The 17,587-nt window shown below is 65.9% G+C and carries 16 protein-coding genes; 14 read left to right on the forward strand and 2 right to left on the reverse strand.

What is annotated here, in order from left to right; genetic code table 11:
• The first annotated feature begins 36 nt into the window (after positions 1-36).
• The 3 genes from JYG32_RS16850 (at position 37) to JYG32_RS16860 (ending at position 1,563) form a co-directional block, all read left to right on the forward strand.
• Positions 37-423 carry a RidA family protein gene (locus JYG32_RS16850; protein WP_006751946.1) on the forward strand — a complete coding sequence of 129 codons (387 nt, stop codon included), beginning with the start codon at positions 37-39 and terminating at the stop codon, positions 421-423.
• A 352-nt stretch (positions 424-775) separates the two neighbouring features.
• A complete protein-coding gene (locus JYG32_RS16855; protein ID WP_213264157.1) occupies positions 776-1,210 on the forward strand; it encodes an STM2901 family protein in 435 nt (144 codons plus the stop codon).
• Complete coding sequence (locus JYG32_RS16860; protein ID WP_213264158.1) at positions 1,210-1,563, forward strand: DUF1493 family protein; 354 nt, start codon at positions 1,210-1,212, stop codon at positions 1,561-1,563. The genes JYG32_RS16855 and JYG32_RS16860 overlap by 1 nt, the downstream gene beginning before the upstream one ends.
• An 89-nt stretch (positions 1,564-1,652) precedes the next feature.
• Here the strand turns inward: JYG32_RS16860 and queF are convergent, their stop codons facing one another.
• Together queF and ilvA are read right to left on the reverse strand one after the other, a co-directional pair.
• Entirely contained in the window at positions 1,653-2,477 is an 825-nt protein-coding gene (queF, locus tag JYG32_RS16865; RefSeq protein WP_174383278.1) for an NADPH-dependent 7-cyano-7-deazaguanine reductase QueF, read from the reverse strand.
• A gap of 12 nt (positions 2,478-2,489) precedes the next feature.
• Positions 2,490-4,013 (reverse strand): threonine ammonia-lyase, biosynthetic, encoded by a 1,524-nt coding sequence (ilvA, locus tag JYG32_RS16870; protein ID WP_174383277.1) that lies wholly within the window; start codon positions 4,011-4,013, stop codon positions 2,490-2,492.
• Between the two features lie 578 nt (positions 4,014-4,591).
• Between ilvA and JYG32_RS16875 the strand changes: the two genes are divergently transcribed.
• The 11 genes from JYG32_RS16875 to aspS all read left to right on the forward strand — a co-directional run bounded on the left by JYG32_RS16875 (position 4,592) and on the right by aspS (position 17,477).
• Positions 4,592-8,617 carry a DUF3683 domain-containing protein gene (locus JYG32_RS16875; RefSeq protein WP_213264159.1) on the forward strand — a complete coding sequence of 1,342 codons (4,026 nt, stop codon included), beginning with the start codon at positions 4,592-4,594 and terminating at the stop codon, positions 8,615-8,617.
• An 87-nt stretch (positions 8,618-8,704) separates the two neighbouring features.
• Positions 8,705-9,148: an HIT family protein gene (locus tag JYG32_RS16880; protein WP_174381542.1), complete on the forward strand. Its 444-nt coding sequence runs from the start codon at positions 8,705-8,707 to the stop codon at positions 9,146-9,148.
• Complete coding sequence (locus JYG32_RS16885) at positions 9,145-9,558, forward strand: gamma-butyrobetaine hydroxylase-like domain-containing protein (protein WP_174381543.1); 414 nt, start codon at positions 9,145-9,147, stop codon at positions 9,556-9,558. Before JYG32_RS16880 ends, JYG32_RS16885 begins: the two co-directional genes overlap by 4 nt.
• Positions 9,559-9,610: 52 nt before the next feature.
• The gene (gene ubiE / locus JYG32_RS16890; RefSeq protein WP_174381544.1) at positions 9,611-10,342 is read left to right on the forward strand and encodes a bifunctional demethylmenaquinone methyltransferase/2-methoxy-6-polyprenyl-1,4-benzoquinol methylase UbiE; all 732 of its coding nucleotides are present in this window, start codon (positions 9,611-9,613) and stop codon (positions 10,340-10,342) included.
• Between the two features lie 41 nt (positions 10,343-10,383).
• Positions 10,384-11,424, forward strand: coding sequence for a Tim44 domain-containing protein (locus JYG32_RS16895; protein ID WP_174381545.1), 1,041 nt, complete (start codon positions 10,384-10,386; stop codon positions 11,422-11,424).
• Between the two features lie 164 nt (positions 11,425-11,588).
• Complete coding sequence (locus JYG32_RS16900) at positions 11,589-12,215, forward strand: ubiquinone biosynthesis accessory factor UbiJ (RefSeq protein ID WP_174381546.1); 627 nt, start codon at positions 11,589-11,591, stop codon at positions 12,213-12,215.
• A gap of 12 nt (positions 12,216-12,227) precedes the next feature.
• Positions 12,228-13,805, forward strand: a complete 1,578-nt coding sequence (gene ubiB, locus JYG32_RS16905; RefSeq protein ID WP_174381547.1) for a ubiquinone biosynthesis regulatory protein kinase UbiB — start codon at positions 12,228-12,230, stop codon at positions 13,803-13,805.
• Positions 13,806-13,822: 17 nt separating this feature from the next.
• On the forward strand, positions 13,823-14,449 hold the full coding sequence (locus JYG32_RS16910; protein ID WP_213264160.1) for an SAM-dependent methyltransferase: 627 nt from the start codon (positions 13,823-13,825) through the stop codon (positions 14,447-14,449).
• Between the two features lie 95 nt (positions 14,450-14,544).
• Positions 14,545-14,895 (forward strand): FmdB family zinc ribbon protein, encoded by a 351-nt coding sequence (locus JYG32_RS16915; protein ID WP_213264161.1) that lies wholly within the window; start codon positions 14,545-14,547, stop codon positions 14,893-14,895.
• Positions 14,896-14,956: 61 nt separating this feature from the next.
• A complete protein-coding gene (locus JYG32_RS16920; protein ID WP_011353157.1) occupies positions 14,957-15,607 on the forward strand; it encodes a DUF502 domain-containing protein in 651 nt (216 codons plus the stop codon).
• Positions 15,608-15,674: 67 nt separating this feature from the next.
• Complete coding sequence (gene aspS, locus JYG32_RS16925) at positions 15,675-17,477, forward strand: aspartate--tRNA ligase (RefSeq protein ID WP_011657896.1); 1,803 nt, start codon at positions 15,675-15,677, stop codon at positions 17,475-17,477.
• The last annotated feature ends 110 nt before the right edge of the window (positions 17,478-17,587 follow it).

The raw sequence follows: 17,587 nt of genomic DNA on the forward strand, positions 1-17,587 counted from the left end.
GCGCCTGCCCGGGTCGACAAAACAAGGAGTGAAACGATGAAGCGATATGGCGTAGGCGAAGCGAAGGGTACCGGCGGCCAGGTGATGCCGTTTGCACGCGCGGTCGAGGCCGACGGCTGGCTGTACGTGTCGGGCCAGACGCCGATGGTCAACGGCGAGGTCGTCGAAGGCGGGATCGTCACGCAGTCGAAGCAGACGATCGAGAACGTGATCGCGATCCTGAAGGAAGCCGGTTACGGCCTCGAGCACGTCGTGCGCTGCGGCGTGTGGCTCGACGACGCGCGCGATTTCGCGTCGTTCAACAAGGTGTTCGTCTCGTACTTCGGCGAGCATCCGCCGGCGCGCGCGTGCGTGCAGTCGAGCATGGTCATCGACTGCAAGGTCGAGGTGGACTGCATCGCGTACAAGGCGCCGGCGAAGTAACGTACGAGCGCGCATTGTTGGATGACGAGGCCGGTGCATTGGTGTGCGCCGGCCTCGTTGCGTTATGGCGCAATAGCTGTGTTGCCGGCGCTGGGCACCGTGGGGGCGGGCGTCCCGGCAATTGCGATAATTCGGTGGGAGGCCCGGTCACGATTGATGTGAGGGCCGCCGAATTTTTACGCTCTGAATGAAATCCTTGCGACGCGAGCGTGACGCGATGTGCCGCGTCTGGCGGCGGTGCCAGGGATGGCCGGACAATACGCCGACGGCGTCAATGAATCTCGATGGAGCAAATCAGCTGGACTGCCGTGTAGGGTCGTCATTCCGATCAACGATTTCGTGAAGTCGAATCATGACGAGCAATACATACCGCTACGGGGTTCATTCGGATCTCACGCCCGCCGAGCTTTTCTTTTTCGTTGCCGTGGAAGAGACGTGCGCACGGGTCGGGATCGACGATGTCGAAGCCGTGGTTCTTATTTTGGCCGGGTGGCCCGTTTTGCCGACCCGGCAAAAATTCGGCGGCGCGACGAAAGGGACGTCCGTCGCATCCGTGATGGCGCGTTCGATTTTTCGCTACCAGCTCAACAGGAAGGTTTTGCCAACCGTGACGCTTCAAAGTATCAAGTCGTTTCGAATCATCCTGACCAGGAAGCTCAGCGTGTTCGTCGGGCGTGCCGTTCCGGGCGTGGGCTGGGCGCTACTTGCACGCGACGTGTTCGGGATCGTTCACGGCACCGTCTCCAGATACAACGGCCTCGTCAAGCCGGAGGATAAGGTGTTCTGATGGAAAACGTGAGTTGGGACCAGATCGAAGCGTTTGTCCGGTCAGAGGTGGGGCTCGGTCCGTCGAAGCCGCTCTCCGCCGGCACGCGCCTGTGGGAGGATCTGGGGCAAACCGGCGACGAAGCCAATGACTTCATGGGGCGCTATTTTGAGCATTTCGCCGTCGACACCGGAGATTTCGATTTCCACCGGTACTTCTTGATGGAAGGCGAGGGTTTGCTCTATTCGCTATTCCAGCGGTGGGTGCTTCGAAAGCCGCACGACTTCAAGCGAGAATCGATTACGCTCGCGATGCTGCATCATGCGGCCGTCGAAGGAAAATGGGACGCCGCACGACTGGCCGCACTGCCGTGACAGGCTGGATCGATTGACGTCTTCAAGATGCTTTTTCCGCAAGCATTGGGTGTTGGCGGGCCGACGAATGCCCGCCCATTCCACTTCATCTACTGCCGCGCCGTACGCGCGTTGTCCGGCATCGGCTGGTTGTAGTTCGTGCGGAACGGGTTGATGTCGAGCCCGCCGCGACGCGTATAGCGCGCATACACCGCGAGCTTCACCGGTTTGCACGCATGCAGGATGTCGAGGAAGATCCGCTCGACGCACTGCTCGTGAAAGCCCGTGTGATTGCGGAACGAGATGATGTAGCGCAGCAGGCCGGCATGATCGATCTGCGGCCCGACATAGTGGATCTGCACGCTGCCCCAGTCGGGCTGGCCCGTGACCGGGCAGTTCGAGCGCAGCAGGTCGGACACGAGCGTTTCCTCGACCGGCGCTTCGTCCTCGGCGGCCGACAGCAGCGACGGATCGGGTTCGTACACGTCGGTGTCGAGGTCGAGCCGGTCGAGCGACAGCCCGTCGAGCTCTTCCATCTCGAGCTTGCCGAAATCGCGCGCCGACACGAGCTGCACGGCGACGCTCGCGCCGCACGCGGCCGATACGTCGCGCTTCAGCGTGTCGCGCACCGCATCGATCGAGTCGAACGTCGACTGCGCGAACGAGCCGAGATACAGCTTGAACGACTTCGATTCGACGATGTTCGGCGATTCGGCCGGCACGTAGAAGGTCGCGACCGCGACCTGCGGCTTGCCGCGCGCGTTGAGCCACGACAGTTCGTACGCGTTCCAGATGTCGGTGCCGAAGAACGGCAGCGCCGACGTGATGCCGAGCTGCGCGCGCGCACCGGCGCGCGGGATCGGGAACAGCAGCGACGCGTCGTACCGGGCCGCGTAGACGGTGGCCTTGCCGAGCGGGGAATGTTCGGGATTCATTGCGTGGCGCCTTTACGACAGGAAGAGGCGGTAAGCCGGGTTGGCGCTCTCTTCGACATACGGATAGCCGAGTGCCGCGAGGAAGCGCTCGAATTCGGCACGATCGGCCTGCGGCACCTGCAGCCCGACGAGGATCGAGCTGTAGTCGGCGCCCTGGTTGCGGTAGTGGAACAGGCTGATGTTCCAGTCCGGCGCCATCGACGACAGGAACTTCATCAGCGCGCCCGGCCGCTCCGGGAATTCGAAGCGGAACAGGCGCTCGTCGAGCGCGAGCGGCGAGCGGCCGCCGACCATGTAGCGGATATGTTCCTTCGACAGCTCGTCGTGCGTCAGGTCGACGGTGTTGAAGCCGTGCGACTCGAAGTTCGCGGCGATTTCCGCCGATTCGCCGCGGCGGCGGATCTGCACACCGACGAAGATGTGCGCGGATTGCGCATCGGCGATCCGGTAGTTGAACTCGGTGACGTTGCGGTCGCCGACGAGCGAGCAAAAGCGCTTGAAGCTGCCGCGCTCCTCGGGGATCGTGACCGCGAACACGGCTTCGCGCGCCTCGCCGACCTCCGCGCGCTCGGCGACGAAGCGCATCCGGTCGAAGTTCATGTTCGCGCCGGACGTGACCGCGACGAGCACCTGGTTTTCGATGCCTTCGCGTTCCGCGTACAGCTTCGCGCCCGCGACCGCGAGCGCGCCGGACGGCTCGAGCACGCTGCGGGTATCCTGGAACACGTCCTTGATCGCCGCGCACAGTGCGTCGGTGTCGACGGTCACGACGTCGTCCAGGTATTCGCGGCACAGCCGGAAGGTTTCCTCGCCGACGAGCTTCACCGCGGTGCCGTCCGCGAACAGGCCGACCTCGGTCAGCTCGACGCGTTCGCCGGCCTTCAGCGATTGCGCCATCGCGCACGAATCCTCGGCCTGCACGCCGATCACCTTGATCTCCGGGCGCACGGCCTTCACGTACGCGGCGACGCCGGACGCGAGACCGCCGCCGCCGATCGGCACGAAGATCGCGTGGATCGGGCCCTGGTGCTGGCGCAGGATCTCCATCGCGATGGTGCCCTGGCCGGCGATCACGTAAGGATCGTCGAACGGGTGGACGAACGTGAGGCCGCGCTCTTCCTGCACCTTGACCGCATGCGCGTACGCGTCGCTGTACGACTCGCCGGCCTGGATCACCTCGACGCCCGGGCCGCCGTGCGCACGCACCGCGTCCACTTTCACCTGCGGCGTCGTGACGGGTACGACGATCACCGCCTTGACGCCCATCCGGGCCGCCGAGAACGCGACGCCCTGCGCGTGGTTGCCGGCCGACGCGGTAATCACGCCGCGCGCAAGCGCGTCCGCCGGAATGTGCGCCATCTTGTTGTACGCGCCGCGCAGCTTGAACGAGAACACCGGCTGGTTGTCCTCGCGCTTCAGGTACACGGGGTTGTGCAGCCGGGCCGACAGGTTGCGGGCGGGTTCGAGTTCCGTCTCGATCGCGACGTCGTAGACGCGCGCGGTGAGGATTTTCTTCAGGTAATCGTGGGATGCCATGGGCGCTCGCGTGCAGTGCGGAAGCAGACGGTAAAACATCAATGATAGCGCCAAGGGTCCGCCCGCATGCAAGCGGCATGCCGAGCGCACGGTCGCGGGGCCGCGCGGGCGGCGCGTTCGCGACGCCGGGCGTCCCGTTTTTACCGGTTTAACCGCACGGTTACCGACCGGACGGACGGCGAATGATCGCACGAAACCGCGCCGAGCCAGGCCTGGCGCGGCTTGCGGCGATAGCCCCACGACCTGTCCGGCGTGTCACGCGTGGCCCGATCATGGGTTAGAATTCCGTTTTGAATCAAGGATCGGAAGATGCAGAGGCACCCTCGGATCGCCCCGTTGAAGCCGACGCCGCGCGCAGCCAGCCCCGCGGCGGAACGGCATGCGCGCAGCGCGCGATCGTGCTGATGGTTCCGAGTGCCGCCAGGCCCTGTCGCCGGCCAGGAGGGGTGAGTCAACACCCGCTCCGGCCCCATGAAGGACAGCCGCACGCCTGGTAACAGAACAGATTTCCCCAAGATTGCGCCCACGCGCTTGCCGACGCCCGTGCACGGTGTATCGGCCCTCCGAGTCGTCCGAACATGAACGCACCACAAGTTTTCGATCCGAATGGCGCGGCCGCCGCCGTCGCCGCCGATCCCGCGCCCCGGTTGCGCGAGATTCCCTACAACTACACGTCCTTCTCGGATCGCGAGATCGTGATCCGCCTGCTCGGCGAAGAGGCGTGGTCGGTGCTCGACGAATTGCGCGCCGAGCGCCGTACGGGCCGCTCGGCACGGATGCTGTATGAAGTGCTCGGCGACATCTGGGTCGTGCGCCGCAACCCGTACCTGCAGGACGACCTGCTCGACAACCCGAAGCGCAGCGCGCTGCTGATCGAGGCGCTGAACCACCGCCTGACCGAGATCGGCAAGCGCCGCAGCGCGGATCTCACCGCGCATCGCGACGACGCGGGCCGCGAGCGCGCGTTGCGCGTCGAGATGCTCGAAGCCGCCGCGCAGCGTGCGGTCAACGAGTTCGCCGACGAATTCGCGAAAATGGCCGACCTGCGCCGCCGCGCGACCAAGGCGCTCGGCCGCTGCACGCAGAAGGACAACATCCGCTTCGACGGGCTGTCGCGCGTGTCGCACGTCACCGACGCGACCGACTGGCGTGTCGAATACCCGTTCGTCGTGCTGACGCCCGACACCGAAGCGGAGATCGCGGCACTGATCAAGGCCTGCTTCGAGCTCGGCCTGACCGTGATCCCGCGCGGCGGCGGCACCGGCTACACGGGCGGCGCGGTGCCGCTCACGCCGTTCTCCGCGGTGATCAACACCGAGAAGCTCGAACAGCTCGGCGCGGTCGAGCTGACCGAGCTGCCGGGCGTCGCGCACAAGGTGCCGACGATCTTCTCCGGCGCGGGCGTCGTCACGCGCCGCGTGACCGAGGCGGCCGAGGCGGCCGGCTACGTGTTCGCGGTCGATCCGACGTCGCTCGACGCGTCGTGCATCGGTGGCAACGTCGCGATGAACGCGGGCGGCAAGAAGGCCGTGCTGTGGGGCACCGCGCTCGACAACCTGGCCTGGTGGCGGATGGTCGACCCGGACGGCAACTGGCTCGAAGTCACGCGCCACGAGCACAACCAGGGCAAGATCCACGACATCGCGGTCGCGCGCTTCGAGCTGAAGTGGTTCGACGGCGCATACGCGCCGGGCGAGAAGCTGCTGCGCACCGAGATGCTCGAGATCGAAGGCCGGCGCTTTCGCAAGGAAGGGCTCGGCAAGGACGTGACCGACAAGTTCCTCGCCGGCCTGCCGGGCGTGCAGAAGGAAGGCTGCGACGGGCTCATCACGTCCGCGCGCTGGGTGCTGCACAAGATGCCCGCGCACACGCGCACCGTCTGCCTCGAATTCTTCGGCCAGGCGCGCGAGGCGATCCCGAGCATCGTCGAAATCAAGGATTACCTGTTCGAGACGTCGAAGCAGGGCGGCGCGATCCTCGCGGGCCTCGAACACCTCGACGAGCGCTATCTGCGCGCGGTCGGCTACGCGACCAAGAGCAAGCGCAATTCATTCCCGAAGATGGTGCTGATCGGCGACATCGTCGGCGACGATGCCGATGCGGTCGCGCACGCGACGTCCGAAGTGATCCGGATGGCGAACGGCAAGAGCGGCGAGGGTTTCGTCGCGGTCAGCGCGGAGGCGCGCAAGCGCTTCTGGCTCGACCGCAGCCGCACGGCCGCGATCGCGAAGCACACGAACGCGTTCAAGATCAACGAGGACGTCGTCATCCCGCTGAACCGGATGGGCGAGTACACCGACGGCATCGAGCGGATCAACATCGAACTGTCGCTGAAGAACAAGCTGCAGCTCGTCGACGCGCTGGAAGCGTTCTTCCGCGGCGGCAACCTGCCGCTCGGCAAGACCGACGACGCGAACGAGATCCCGAGCGCCGAGCTGCTCGAAGACCGTGTCCAGCAGGCGCTGGAGCTGCTCAAGCGCGTGCGCGCGCGCTGGGAATTCGTGCGCGACCGGCTCGACCAGCCGCTGCGCGAGGCGCAGCACTACCTCGTGCAGCTCGGCTACGAGGCGCTGGCCGAGAAGTTCGCGGATCGTGCCGACGAGCAGCCGGGCGCGACCGTGTTCCACATCACGCAGGACCGCACGGTGCGCATCTCGTGGAAGCAGGAGATCCGCGCGGAGCTGCGCGCGATCTTCAACGGCGGCGCGTTCAAGCAGATCCTCGACGAAGCGCAGGCGATCCACAAGCAAGTGCTGCGCGGCCGCGTGTTCGTCGCGCTGCACATGCACGCCGGCGACGGCAACGTCCACACGAACATCCCGGTCAACTCCGACAACTACGAGATGCTGCAGGACGCGCACGCGTCGGTTGCACGCATCATGAAGCTCGCGCGCTCGCTCGACGGCGTGATCTCCGGCGAGCACGGGATCGGCATCACGAAGCTCGAGTTCCTGACCGACGACGAGATTGCCGAATTCCGCGCGTACAAGCAGCGCGTCGACCCGAACGGCCGCTTCAACAAGGGCAAGCTGCTCGACGGCGCCGATCTTCGCAACGCGTACACGCCGAGCTTCGGGCTGATGGGCTACGAGTCGCTGATCATGCAGCAGTCCGACATCGGCGCGATCGCCGATTCGGTGAAGGACTGCCTGCGCTGCGGCAAGTGCAAGCCGGTGTGCGCGACGCACGTGCCGCGCGCGAACCTGCTGTACAGCCCGCGCAACAAGATCCTTGCGACGTCGCTGCTGGTCGAGGCGTTCCTGTACGAGGAACAGACGCGCCGCGGCGTGTCGATCAAGCACTGGGACGAGTTCAACGACGTGGCCGACCACTGCACGGTGTGCCACAAGTGCGCGACGCCGTGCCCGGTGAAGATCGACTTCGGCGACGTCACGATGAACATGCGCAACCTGTTGCGCAAGATGGGCAAGAAGAAATTCAACGCCGGCAATGCGGCGGGCATGTTCTTCCTGAACGCGACCAATCCGCAGACGATCAACATCGCGCGCGGCGTGATGATGGGCGTCGGCTACAAGGTGCAGCGCTTCGCGAACGACATGCTGAAGAAGGTCGTGACGAAGCAGACGCAGCACCCGCCGGCGACCGTCGGCAAGCCGCCGGTCGTCGAGCAGGTGATCCACTTCGTCAACAAGAAGATGCCGGGCAACCTGCCGAAGAAGACGGCGCGCGCGTTGCTCGACATCGAGGACAACAAGATCGTGCCGATCATCCGCAACCCGAAGTCGACGACTGTCGATTCGGAAGCGGTGTTCTACTTCCCGGGCTGCGGCTCCGAGCGCCTGTTCTCGCAGGTCGGGCTGGCTACGCAGGCGATGCTGTGGGAAGCCGGCGTGCAGACCGTGCTGCCGCCGGGCTACCTGTGCTGCGGCTATCCGCAGCGCGGCGCGGGGCAGTACGACAAGGCCGAGAAGATCGTCACGGACAACCGCGTGCTGTTCCACCGGGTCGCGAACACGCTGAACTACCTCGACATCAAGACGGTCGTCGTGTCGTGCGGCACCTGCTACGACCAGCTCGCAGGCTACGAATTCGACAAGATCTTCCCCGGCTGCCGGATCATCGACATCCACGAGTTCCTGCTCGAGAAGGGGATGAAGCTCGACGGCGTGACGGGCACGCGCTACATGTATCACGACCCGTGCCATACGCCGATCAAGACGATGGATCCGATCAAGCTCGTCAACGAGCTGATGGGCTCGGAGAAGGACGGCTACAAGATCGAGAAGAACGACCGTTGCTGCGGCGAATCGGGCACGCTCGCGGTGACGCGCCCGGACGTGTCGACGCAGGTCCGCTTCCGCAAGGAAGAGGAGATCCGCAAGGGCGCGGCGAAGCTGCGCAGCATCCCGGTCGTGGCCGGCGGCGCGAGCGCACCGGCACCGGCCGCGAACGCCGGCCCGGACGTGAAGATTCTGACGAGCTGCCCGTCGTGCCTGCAGGGCCTGTCGCGCTACAACGAGGATGCGAACATCGAGGCCGACTACATCGTGGTCGAGATCGCGCGCCAGGTGCTCGGCGAGAACTGGATGGCCGATTATGTCGCACGTGCGAACCATGGCGGGATCGAGCGCGTGCTGGTCTAATGCGGGCGTGACGACCGCCCGACCGGGCTTGGGATGAGAGCGGGCGCCGGCGCTGATGCGCGGGCGCCCGTCCACATGGGAGCGACGATGGAATGCGTGTTTTGCCGTGAAGACGGCGGCGAGCTGCTCTGGCGGGACGATGCGCTGCGCGTCGTCCTCGCGACGGGCGAGCACGACTACCCGGGCTTCTGCCGGGTGATCTGGGGCGCGCACATGGCCGAGTTCTCCGATCTCGGCGAGCCCGAGCGGGCACACCTGATGCGCGTGGTCTACGCGGTCGAGCGGGCGGTGCGCCGCGTGATGCAGCCGAACAAGGTGAATCTCGCGAGCCTCGGCAACATGGTGCCGCACGTGCACTGGCACGTGATCCCGCGCTTCTCGAACGACGCCCATTTCCCGCAGCCCGTGTGGGCGCCGCGCCAGCGCAGCGTGTCCGAGGCGCTGCTGCGCACGCGCGCCGCGCAGGCCTCGCTGCTGCACAATGCGGTGCGCGAGGAAATTCAACGAACGACCGATTCGAGGCAGCCATGAGCGGTTTGACTTCCACGACGCCGATTCCGTCCGGCGTCGTCGTGCACGCGGTATCGCGCGTGCTCGAATTGCAGTACCCGAACGGCGACAGCTACCGGATTCCGTTCGAGCTGATGCGCGTCTATTCGCCGTCGGCCGAGGTGCGCGGCCACGGGCCCGGCCAGGAGACGCTGCAGACGGGCAAGCGCGAGGTGACGATCACCGCGCTCGAAGGCGTCGGCAACTATGCGCTGCAACCGACCTTCTCCGACGGCCATTCGACCGGCATCTACTCGTGGGACCTGCTGTACGAACTGGCGACGCAGCAGGACGCGCTGTGGCGCGACTATTTCGACAAACTGAAGGCGGCGGGCGTCGATCGCGACGCCCCGATGCAGGCGGCCACGGCGCCGCACGGCCACTGCCACTGAAATCGACGGCGCCCGCTCGGCGCCGTCTTGCCATTTACTGAGGATCAACGCGATGAGCAAAACCCACTTCGGCTTCGAAAGCGTCGAGGAAAACGAAAAAGCGAAGAAAGTGGCGGGTGTGTTCCATTCGGTCGCGAGCAACTACGATCTGATGAACGACCTGATGTCGGCGGGCATGCACCGCGCGTGGAAGGCGTTCACGATCGCGCAGGCGAACGTGCGCCCCGGCTACAAGGTGCTCGATATCGCGGCCGGCACCGGCGACCTGACCAAATCGTTCGCGAAGGCGGCCGGGCCGACGGGCGAGGTCTGGCACACGGACATCAACGAATCGATGCTGCGCGTCGGCCGCGACCGGCTGCTCGACAAGGGCATCGTGACGCCGTCGCTGCTGTGCGACGCCGAGAAAATTCCCTTTCCGGACAACTACTTCGATGTCGTCACGGTCGCGTTCGGGCTGCGCAACATGACGCACAAGGACGCCGCGCTGGCCGAGATGCGCCGCGTGACGAAGCCCGGCGGCCGCGTGATGGTGCTGGAATTCTCGAAAGTCTGGGACCCGCTGAAAAAAGCGTACGACCTGTATTCTTTCAAAGTATTACCGTGGCTTGGCGACAAATTCGCGAAAGATGCTGAAAGTTACCGGTATCTTGCCGAATCTATCCGGATGCACCCCGATCAGGACACGCTGAAGACGATGATGGAACAAGCGGGCCTCGATGCCGTCAAATATTACAATTTGTCAGGTGGCGTGGTAGCTTTACACATGGGAACCAAGTACTAAGGGGTTCTTTCCATACATTCGCCTTACATCTGGAGAAAGTGATGTCCGAATCGCGTTCGTTGTTCAACCGTAGCAAGCCGTCGAAGCCGTGGGCTCGACGGGTCGGCACGCTGCTGATGGTCGGCCTGCTCACGGCCGGCACGTTCGCATCGCTCGACGCCGAAGCCAAGCGCATGGGCGGCGGGCGCAGCATCGGCCGCCAGAACTCCACCGTCACGCAGCGCCAGGCCACGCCGCCCGCGCAGCAGCCGATGCAGCAGGCCGCGCCGTCGCAGGCGCAGCGTGCCAATCCGGCCGCGCCCGCGCCGGCCGCGCAGCCCAACCGCTCGCGCTGGCTCGGGCCGATCGCGGGCCTCGCGGCCGGTCTCGGCATCGCGGCGCTGCTGTCGCACTTCGGCCTCGGCGAGGCATTCGCCGGCATGATGTCGAACATCATCGTGATCGCGCTGCTCGCGATGGTCGGCATCTGGCTGGTGCGCAAGTTCATGAACCGCCGTCGCACGCAGGAGCCGTCGTATTCGGTCGGCGGCTCGGCATCGTCGTCGGGCGGCTACTCGCAAAGCCCGTCGTTCCAGCAGGGCAACACCGGCAGCAACTATGCGGGCAGCGGCAGCAGCTACGCGAACGAAGCGCAGGGCGTGTTCGGCGGCGGTGCCGCGGCTGCCGGCGCGGCAGCGGGTGCGACGGCTGCGGCCGCACCGCTCCAGGTGCCGGCCGGCTTCGACACCGAAGCGTTCCTGCGCAGCTCGAAGGTCTATTTCGTGCGCCTGCAGGCCGCGTGGGACCAGGGCAACCTGGCCGACATCCGCGAGTTCACGACGCCCGAAATGTTCGCGGAGATCAAGATCGACCTCGATTCGCGCGGCAACGAGTCGAACCAGACCGACGTCGTGCAACTCGACGCGGAACTGGTCGCGATCGAGGATCGCGGCATCGAGCAGTCGGCGAGCGTGCGCTTCCACGGCCTGATCCGCGAATCGGCGAATGCGTCGGCCGCGCCGTTCGACGAAGTGTGGAACCTGTCGAAGTCGGGCAGTCAGGGTTGGCTGCTCGCGGGCATCCAGCAACTCAACACGCACTGAGCGTGACCGGCGGCCCGTGCCGCCGGACGCCCGGGCGACGGCCGCCGCACTGCGACCGCTTGCCGCCCGGGTGTACGGTCGGGCACGGTCTGCCGACGATCCGACGTTACAATAGAAACCCGCGTGGGCGCCCGGCCTGCGCGGGTTTTTTCTTTCCCAGCCCGATGACCTTTGCCGCCAAGCCTTTTGCTGCTGCTGTCAATCACCTGCTCGCGCGCGAATCGTGGGCGCGCGACCGCCTGATTCCGTATGCGGGCAAGACTGCCCGGATCGACGTATCCCCCGTCACGCTCACGCTGCTGGTGCAGCCGGACGGCTATCTGTCGGCTGTCGACGCGCACGATGCGCAACAGGTCGACGTGTCGATCGCACTCGCGGGCGACACGGTCGCCGCGTTCCTGCAGGGCGGCCAGGCGGCCGTGATGAAGCACGTGAAGATCGAGGGCGATGCAGAGTTCGCGACGCAGATCGCGAAGCTGGCCGAGCACCTGCGCTGGGAACCGGAAGAAGATCTTGCGAAGCTGGTCGGCGACGCGGCGGCGTACCGGATCGCGACGGTCGTGCGCGATGCCGGCGCTCGCGCGCGACGCACGGGCCGCAACGTGCTCGATTCCGTCGCCGAATACTGGCTCGACGAGAACCCGCAAGTCGTCCGGCGCACGGCGCTCGGAGGCTTCGACGCCGAACTGGCGCGCGCACGCGATGCGCTCGCGCGGGTCGAAAAGCGGGTCGAGCGACTCGAACAAAAAATCGGCACGCGCACGGGTTCCGGCCCGCGCGGCGCGCACTGAGGGCCGCAGGGCATGCGCATTTTCCGTTTCATCAAGATTGTCTACACCGTCATCCGCTTTGGTCTCGACGAAGTGATGCTGTCCCGGATCGACGACCGGCGCGTGAAGCTGCTGCTGCGGATCACGACGATCGGCCGCCGCTATTCCGATCCGCCCGCCGTGCGGCTGCGTCGTGCGCTCGAAAGCCTCGGCCCGATCTTCGTGAAGTTCGGCCAGGTGCTGTCGACGCGTCGCGACCTGCTGTCGGTCGATTTCGCGAACGAACTCGCGAAGCTGCAGGACCAGGTGCCGCCGTTCGATTCGGCGGTCGCGATCGCGATCATCGAGAAGTCGCTCGGTGCGCCGGTCGACGAGTTGTTCGACGAATTCGAGCGCGAGCCCGTGGCGAGCGCGTCGATCGCGCAGGTGCATTTCGCGAAGCTCAAGCAGGGCGTGCACGCGGGCAAGGCCGTCGCCGTGAAGGTGCTGCGCCCGAACATGCTGTCGGTGATCGATTCGGATCTCGCGCTGATGCGCGACATCGCGATCTGGACCGAGCGGATGTGGGCCGACGGCCGGCGCCTGAAGCCGCGCGAGGTTGTCGCCGAATTCGACAAGTACCTGCACGACGAGCTCGACCTGATGCGCGAAGCCGCGAACGGCAGCCAGTTGCGCCGCAATTTCGCGGGCCTCGACCTGCTGCTCGTGCCCGAGATGTTCTGGGATTTCTCGACGTCGCAGGTGCTCGTGATGGAGCGCATGACCGGCGTGCCGATCAGCCAGGTCGAGACGCTGCGCTCGGCGGGCGTCGACATCAAGAAGCTCGCGCGCGAAGGCGTCGAGATCTTCTTCACGCAGGTGTTCCGCGACGGCTTCTTCCATGCGGACATGCACCCCGGCAACATCCAGGTGAGCCTCGACCCGAACACGTTCGGTCGCTACGTCGCGCTCGATTTCGGGATCGTCGGCGCGCTGTCCGATTTCGACAAGAACTACCTCGCGCAGAACTTCCTCGCGTTCTTCAAGCGCGACTACCACCGCGTCGCGACGCTGCACCTCGAATCGGGCTGGGTGCCGCCCGAGACGCGCGTCGAGGAGCTCGAAAGCGCGATCCGCGCGGTGTGCGAACCGTATTTCGACCGTGCACTGAAGGATATCTCGCTCGGCCAGGTGCTGATGCGCCTGTTCTCGACGTCGCGCCGCTTCAACGTCGAGATCCAGCCGCAACTCGTGCTGCTGCAGAAGACGATGCTGAACGTCGAAGGGCTCGGCCGCTCGCTCGACCCCGAACTCGACCTGTGGAAGACCGCGAAGCCGTACCTCGAGCGCTGGATGACCGAGCAGATCGGCCTGCGCGGCTGGTACGAGCGCTTCAAGGTCGAGGCGCCGCAGTGGAGCAAGACGCTGCCGCAACTGCCGCGCCTGATCCACCACGCGATGGCGGCGCGCCATGACGCGCCGCGCGCCGCGAGCGAGGACCTGATGCGCCAGGTCCTCGTCGAACAGAAACGTACCAACCGGCTGCTGCAGGCGCTGCTGATCTTCGGTCTTGCCGTCGGCGTCGGGGCGCTCGTCGCGCGCGTGCTGCTCGCGCTCGCGTACGGCGCATGACCGAAAGGAGCGGCGCGATGTCCGATCCGAAGCAACCGGCCGCGCCGACGGCCGCCGATTTCGCGACGCGAGACCCCGGCAACGCGTCGTTCTGGGACGAGCGTTTCGCGCGCGGCGTGACGCCGTGGGAATTCGGCGGCGTACCGGACGGCTTTCGCGTGTTCGCGCATCGGCTCGAGTCGTGCGCGGTGCTGATCCCCGGCTGCGGCAGCGCGCAGGAGGCCGGCTGGCTTGCCCAGGCCGGCTGGCCCGTGCGTGCGATCGATTTCGCCGCGCAGGCGGTGGCCACCGCGAAGGCGCAGCTCGGTGCGCATGCGGACGTCGTCGAGCAGGCCGATTTCTTCGCATACCGGCCGCCGTTCGACGTGCAGTGGGTGTACGAGCGCGCGTTCCTGTGCGCGCTGCCGCCGAGCCTGCGCGCCGACTATGCGGCGCGGATGGCCGAACTGCTGCCGGCGGACGGGTTGCTGGCCGGCTATTTCTTCCTGATGGCGAAACCGAAGGGCCCGCCGTTCGGGATCGAGCGTGCCGAACTCGACGCGCTGCTCGCGCCGCACTTCGAACTGATCGAGGATTTGCCCGTCGCGGACTCGCTGCCGGTGTTCGAAGGGCACGAGCGCTGGCTCACGTGGCGCCGCCGCTGATGCCCGGGCGTCGCGGTCGATACCGGGGCGCGCCAGGGTTTCGGCTATAATTCAAGGTTTTGCAAGCCGTTTCCAGTTTCCGCGGGAAAAATATCATGCCGATCTACGCCTATCGATGCGAAGCGTGTGGTTTCGCGAAGGACGTGCTCCAGAAGATGAGCGACGCGCCGCTGTCGCAGTGTCCGGAATGCGGGAAGGATGCGTTTCGCAAGCAGGTGACTGCCGCGGGCTTCCAGCTGAAGGGCTCGGGTTGGTATGTCACCGATTTCCGCGGTGGCGCGGGCGGCGCCAGCGCGCCGGCGACCGCGTCGGGCGATGCGGCTGCGGCGGCGCCCGCGGCGGCGGCACCGGCAGCGGCCGCGTCGGCCGCGGCGAGTTCCGAAAGCACGACGACGACGAGCGCCGCGCCGGCACCGGCTGCAGCGCCCGCCGCCGCCAGCAGTTGAACGTCGCGGCCCGGCCGGGTCGCGACCACCCCGCGCCGCCGGCGCGGTTCATTGACGGCAGATGATGAAAAAGACGACCCTGAAATCGGTGTTTCTGACCGGCCTGCTGGTTCTCGTCCCGCTCGCGATCACGCTGTGGGTGCTCGGACTCATCATCGGCACGATGGACCAGACGCTGCTCCTGCTGCCCGAATCGTGGCAGCCCGAGCGGATGCTCGGTTTCCATCTGCCGGGGATCGGCGCGGTGCTGACGCTCGCGTTCATCTTCGTCGTCGGGCTGGCCACTCGGAACTTCATCGGCCAGAAGCTCGTCACGTGGTGGAACGCGGTCGTGCGTCACATCCCGGTGGTCGGGCCGATCTACACGAGCGTCAAGCAGGTGTCGGACACGCTGCTGTCGAGCAGCGGCAACGCGTTCCGCAAGGCGCTGCTGATCGAATACCCGCGCCGCGGCTCGTATACGATCGCGTTTCTGACCGGCACGCCCGGCGGCGACGTGCTGAATCATCTGACGGAAGAATACGTGAGCGTGTACATCCCGACGACGCCGAACCCGACGTCCGGCTTCTTCCTGATGCTGCCGAAGAGCGAAGTCATCGAACTCGACATGTCGGTCGATGCCGCGCTCAAGTACATCGTCTCGATGGGCGTGGTGGCGCCCCCGGCGCCGGCCCCGGCGCCCGCCCGCCGCCCCGTCGAGCCGCCGCTGTAAGTAAAGAATCATCGCCCGGGCCGCGCGTTGCGGCGCCCGTTGATCAAACCGAACGAAAGCAAACATCATGTCGATGCGTACTGAATACTGCGGTCTCGTGACCGAACACCTGCTGGGCCAAACCGTGTCGCTGTGCGGCTGGGTGCAGCGCCGCCGCGATCACGGCGGTGTGATCTTCATCGACCTGCGCGATCGTGAAGGCCTCGTGCAGGTGGTGTGCGACCCGGATCGCGCGGAGATGTTCGCGACCGCCGAAGGCGTGCGCAACGAGTTCTGCGTGCAGATCAAGGGCCTCGTGCGCAACCGTCCGGAAGGCACGGTCAACGCCGGCCTGAAGAGCGGCAAGATCGAAGTGCTGTGCCACGAGCTGAACGTGCTGAACGCGTCGGTCACGCCGCCGTTCCAGCTCGACGACGACAACCTGTCGGAAACGACGCGTCTCACGCACCGCGTGCTCGACCTGCGCCGTCCGCAGATGCAGCACAACCTGCGCCTGCGCTACCGCGTCGCGATCGAGGCGCGCAAGTACCTCGACGAACAGGGCTTCATCGACATCGAAACGCCGATGCTGACGAAGAGCACGCCGGAAGGCGCGCGCGACTACCTCGTGCCGTCGCGCGTGAACGCGGGCCAGTTCTTCGCGCTGCCGCAGTCGCCGCAGTTGTTCAAGCAGTTGCTGATGGTCGCGAACTTCGACCGTTACTACCAGATCACCAAGTGCTTCCGCGACGAAGATCTCCGTGCCGACCGTCAGCCGGAATTCACGCAGATCGACTGCGAGACGTCGTTCCTCGGCGAGCAGGAAATCCGTGACCTGTTCGAAGACATGATCCGTCACATCTTCAAGACGACGATCGACGTCGAGCTCGACGCGACGTTCCCGGTGATGCCGTACTCGGAAGCGATGGCGCGTTTCGGTTCGGACAAGCCCGATCTGCGCGTGCAGCTCGAATTCACCGAGCTGACCGACGCGATGAAGGACGTCGACTTCAAGGTGTTCAGCACGCCGGCCAACGCGAAGGACGGCCGTGTCGCGGCGCTGCGCGTGCCGAAGGGCGGCGAACTGTCGCGCGGCGACATCGACGGCTACACGGAATTCGTGCGCATCTACGGCGCGAAGGGCCTCGCATGGATCAAGGTCAACGAGAAGGCAAAGGGCCGCGACGGCCTGCAGAGCCCGATCGTCAAGAACCTGCATGACGCATCGATCGCGGCGATCCTCGAGCGCACCGGCGCTGAAGACGGCGACATCATCTTCTTCGCGGCAGATCGCGCGAAGGTCGTCAACGACAGCCTCGGCGCGCTGCGCCTGAAGATCGGCCATTCGGAATTCGGCAAGGCGAACGGCCTCGTCCAGGCCGGCTGGAAGCCGCTGTGGGTCGTCGACTTCCCGATGTTCGAATACGACGACGAAGATGCGCGCTACGTCGCCGCGCACCACCCGTTCACGAGCCCGAAGGACGAACACCTCGAGTACCTCGAGACCGACCCGGGCCGTTGCCTCGCGAAGGCATACGACATGGTGCTGAACGGCTGGGAAATCGGCGGTGGCTCGGTGCGTATCCACCGCGAGGAAGTGCAGAGCAAGGTGTTCCGCGCGCTGAAGATCGGCGCGGAAGAGGCGCAGCTGAAGTTCGGCTTCCTGCTGGACGCACTGCAGTACGGCGCGCCGCCGCACGGCGGTATCGCGTTCGGCCTCGACCGCATCGTCACGATGATGGCCGGCGCCGACTCGATCCGCGACGTGATCGCGTTTCCGAAGACGCAGCGTGCGCAGGATCTGCTCACGCAGGCACCGAGCCCGGTCGACGAGCGTCAACTGCGCGAACTGCACATCCGTCTGCGTCAGCCGGAACAGCCGAAGGCGTAACGCGCTTGTCGCAGGTCGTGTGCGCGGCGACGCGCATACGACGCAACTGGAAAAGGCGCAGCGATGCGCCTTTTTCATTTTTTGCGGTACAGTCGCAGCACTTGCCGCAC

This window comes from Burkholderia pyrrocinia, assembly GCF_018417535.1.
In the GTDB taxonomy this organism is placed as follows: Bacteria; Pseudomonadota; Gammaproteobacteria; order Burkholderiales; family Burkholderiaceae; genus Burkholderia; species Burkholderia pyrrocinia_E.

Excerpts from the sequence above, each read along its gene's own strand:
- JYG32_RS16850 (WP_006751946.1), top strand. The coding sequence starts at position 37 with ATGAAGCGATATGGCGTAGGCGAAGCGAAGGGTACCGGCGGCCAGGTG.
- JYG32_RS16855 (WP_213264157.1), top strand. The coding sequence starts at position 776 with ATGACGAGCAATACATACCGCTACGGGGTTCATTCGGATCTCACGCCC.
- JYG32_RS16860 (WP_213264158.1), top strand. The coding sequence starts at position 1,210 with ATGGAAAACGTGAGTTGGGACCAGATCGAAGCGTTTGTCCGGTCAGAG.
- queF (WP_174383278.1), bottom strand. The coding sequence starts at position 2,477 with ATGAATCCCGAACATTCCCCGCTCGGCAAGGCCACCGTCTACGCGGCC.
- ilvA (WP_174383277.1), bottom strand. The coding sequence starts at position 4,013 with ATGGCATCCCACGATTACCTGAAGAAAATCCTCACCGCGCGCGTCTAC.
- JYG32_RS16875 (WP_213264159.1), top strand. The coding sequence starts at position 4,592 with ATGAACGCACCACAAGTTTTCGATCCGAATGGCGCGGCCGCCGCCGTC.
- JYG32_RS16880 (WP_174381542.1), top strand. The coding sequence starts at position 8,705 with ATGGAATGCGTGTTTTGCCGTGAAGACGGCGGCGAGCTGCTCTGGCGG.
- JYG32_RS16885 (WP_174381543.1), top strand. The coding sequence starts at position 9,145 with ATGAGCGGTTTGACTTCCACGACGCCGATTCCGTCCGGCGTCGTCGTG.
- ubiE (WP_174381544.1), top strand. The coding sequence starts at position 9,611 with ATGAGCAAAACCCACTTCGGCTTCGAAAGCGTCGAGGAAAACGAAAAA.
- JYG32_RS16895 (WP_174381545.1), top strand. The coding sequence starts at position 10,384 with ATGTCCGAATCGCGTTCGTTGTTCAACCGTAGCAAGCCGTCGAAGCCG.
- JYG32_RS16900 (WP_174381546.1), top strand. The coding sequence starts at position 11,589 with ATGACCTTTGCCGCCAAGCCTTTTGCTGCTGCTGTCAATCACCTGCTC.
- ubiB (WP_174381547.1), top strand. The coding sequence starts at position 12,228 with ATGCGCATTTTCCGTTTCATCAAGATTGTCTACACCGTCATCCGCTTT.
- JYG32_RS16910 (WP_213264160.1), top strand. The coding sequence starts at position 13,823 with ATGTCCGATCCGAAGCAACCGGCCGCGCCGACGGCCGCCGATTTCGCG.
- JYG32_RS16915 (WP_213264161.1), top strand. The coding sequence starts at position 14,545 with ATGCCGATCTACGCCTATCGATGCGAAGCGTGTGGTTTCGCGAAGGAC.
- JYG32_RS16920 (WP_011353157.1), top strand. The coding sequence starts at position 14,957 with ATGATGAAAAAGACGACCCTGAAATCGGTGTTTCTGACCGGCCTGCTG.
- aspS (WP_011657896.1), top strand. The coding sequence starts at position 15,675 with ATGTCGATGCGTACTGAATACTGCGGTCTCGTGACCGAACACCTGCTG.